Genomic DNA, 2,421 nt, shown 5'->3' on the forward strand with positions numbered 1-2,421 from the left:
CATGTTCAGGCCCAGCATGCGGTTGGCCAGGCGCGAGTAGCGCGAGATCTCGTGCGCCTGGGTACCGTGCACCTTCACTTCCTGCTGCGCGGCCAGTGACTGCTCGGCGGTCTGCGCCATGCTGCCCATGCCGTCCTGGATGCCCCGGCTGATGCGGCGGTAGCGCTTGCCCACGAACGACACGATCACGCCGATCAGCGGCACCACCACCAGCATGGCCACGGTGACCTTGACGCTCATCTGCAGCATCACCACCAGCATCGCGATGATGGTGAGGGTGTCTGCCACCAGGGTCTTGAGCGCGTCGGCACTGGCCTGGGTGACCTGCTCGGTGTCGTAGTTGAGGCGGCTGACCATCACCGGCGTCGCCTCGCTGTCGAAATGCGCCGACGGCAGATGCAGGTACTTTTCCAGCACCTGTTCACGCAGGTCGCGCACCACGCTGCGGCCGGTCCGGGCCAGCGCGTAATCGCTGACCAGGGTGGCCAGGCTGCGCATCATGAACAGGCCGAGGATGGTCAGCGGCAGGATCACCGCCATGCGCGGCTCGGGATTGACGAAGCCGCGGTTGACCAGCGGTTCCATCAGCTTGGTGAAGTGGTAGCCGGCCAGCGCCTCGACGACCATGGCGATCACTGCCGCCACCATGAAGGTCCAGTAGGCACGGGTGTAACCGAGCAGACGTTTGTAGATCGGCCAGATCGGCGCGTGTTTGTTACTCATGGACGCACCTCCGGCGCGGTTGCGATGGCGATGCGGCGGAAGCCGAGCTGGCCCAGGGCATCCTGGGCGGTGACAACGGCCTGGTACGGCGTGCGGGCATCGGCACGCAGCAGCACCGTCTGTTCGCGGTCGCTGCCGGCCACGGCGGCGATGGTCTGCTTGACCGACTCCACGTCGGTGCGCAGCACTTCCTGGTCATTGATGAAATAGCGCCCCTCGGCGTTGACCAGCACGCTGAGCGAACGCGGTGGCTCGCTGTTGTCCTGCTGGCTGGCGGTCGGCAACTGCAGTTGCAGGGTCGAGCGCGCGTCGAAGGTGGTGGTGACCACGAAGAAAATGATCAGCACGAGGATCACATCGATCAGCGGTACCAGATCGATGTGCGGCTCGTCCTGGACCCGGTCATTGCGGATACGCATCCGTCAGCCCTTGGCCGTGACGGGTGCGGCCGGCGCCGCGGTCGGCGCACGTGCGCCGGTGTTCATCACCCCGGGGCGACCGTCCAGCGCATCCAGCAGCGCGCTGGCTTCCTGCTCCATCTCGATCACGTAACCGCCGATGCGGCCCTTGAAGTAGCGATGGAACATCAGCGCCGGGATCGCCACGATCATGCCGGTGGCGGTGCACACGAGCGCCTTGCCGATACCGCCGGCCAGCTGGTTCACATCGCCCACGCCATGGTCGAGGATGCCCAGGAACATCTGGATCATGCCCACCACGGTGCCCAGCAGGCCCAGCAGCGGGCCGGCCGAGGCGATCGTGCCCAGGGCGTTCAGGAACCGCTCCATACGGTGCACCAGGTGCCGGCCGGCATCCTCGATGCGCTCGCGGATCTGGTCGCGCGGGCGGTTGCGTGCTTCCAGCGCCACGGCCAGCAGCGCACCCAGCGGCGAATTGGCGCGCAGCGACTGGATGTGGCTGGGATCGAGCTTGCCGCGCGCGGCCCAGTTGCGCACTTCCTGGCCCAGCCCGGGGGGCAGGACCTCGTTACGCCGCAAGGTCCAGAAACGCTCCAGGACAATTGCCAAAGCCAGTACGCCCAACAGCAGCAGCGGCACCATTGGCCAGCCACCGGCCTTGACCAGTTCCCACACGTTTCAACCCTCCGGCCCATCAGCCGCTTGTTTGACCGCCGATAGGATAGCAGCCGACCGCGCCCGCTCCGCGGCATCCCACCAACGCGGCTGAAAAACCCGCTGTTCACGCACCTGCAGGCCTTCACGCCCGAGCCAGGCGCGCAGCGCGCCACTGTCGGCGGTGCCCAGCACTTCGGCACCGACGCCTTGCCAGCGCGCCACCACGGCCGGGCGCGGGTGCCGGAACCGGTTGCCATGCCCGGCCGAGACGATCGCCAGCCTGGGCGCCACCGCGGCAACCCAAGGGGCGCTGGACGAGCCGTCACTGCCATGATGCGGCACCACCACCAGCTCGGCCCGCAGCGTGGAGGGTGCCTCCAGCAGCTGCGACTCGCTGCGCGCGCCAATGTCGCCTGCCAGCAGGATCGCGCCATGCGCGGTCACGATACGCAGCACGCAGCTGCTTTCGTTGCCCTGGTAGGGCGTGCCTGGCCGGGGGTGCAGAACCTGGAAGTCGACCCCGTCCCAGCGCCAGGATTGCCCGGCATGGCAGGGGGCGTCGATGCCCGGCAGCGCGCCCTGCGGCGCCAGCAGCGGCGTACCCGCGAACCCGCGCCTGACC

General features: G+C 68.0%; 3 protein-coding genes and 1 pseudogene. All 4 read right to left on the reverse strand.

What is annotated here, in order from left to right; all coding sequences use genetic code 11:
• Nucleotides 1-723 (reverse strand): ABC transporter transmembrane domain-containing protein (locus DBR34_RS23085; RefSeq protein WP_258223910.1); only part of this gene is annotated, 723 nt, incomplete at its 3' end.
• Entirely contained in the window at nt 720-1,142 is a 423-nt protein-coding gene (locus tag DBR34_RS13320) for a biopolymer transporter ExbD (protein ID WP_128097144.1), read from the reverse strand. The genes DBR34_RS13320 and DBR34_RS23085, both read right to left, overlap by 4 nt.
• A gap of 3 nt (nt 1,143-1,145) precedes the next feature.
• Complete coding sequence (locus tag DBR34_RS13325; RefSeq protein WP_128097145.1) at nt 1,146-1,817, reverse strand: MotA/TolQ/ExbB proton channel family protein; 672 nt, start codon at nt 1,815-1,817, stop codon at nt 1,146-1,148.
• 3 nt (nt 1,818-1,820) lie between these two features.
• Nucleotides 1,821-2,421, reverse strand: a pseudogene (locus DBR34_RS23090) (DNA internalization-related competence protein ComEC/Rec2); the annotation flags it as partial.

It is taken from the genome of Stenotrophomonas sp. HMWF003, assembly GCF_003061285.1.
GTDB classification, from domain to species: Bacteria; Pseudomonadota; Gammaproteobacteria; order Xanthomonadales; family Xanthomonadaceae; genus Stenotrophomonas; species Stenotrophomonas maltophilia_AP.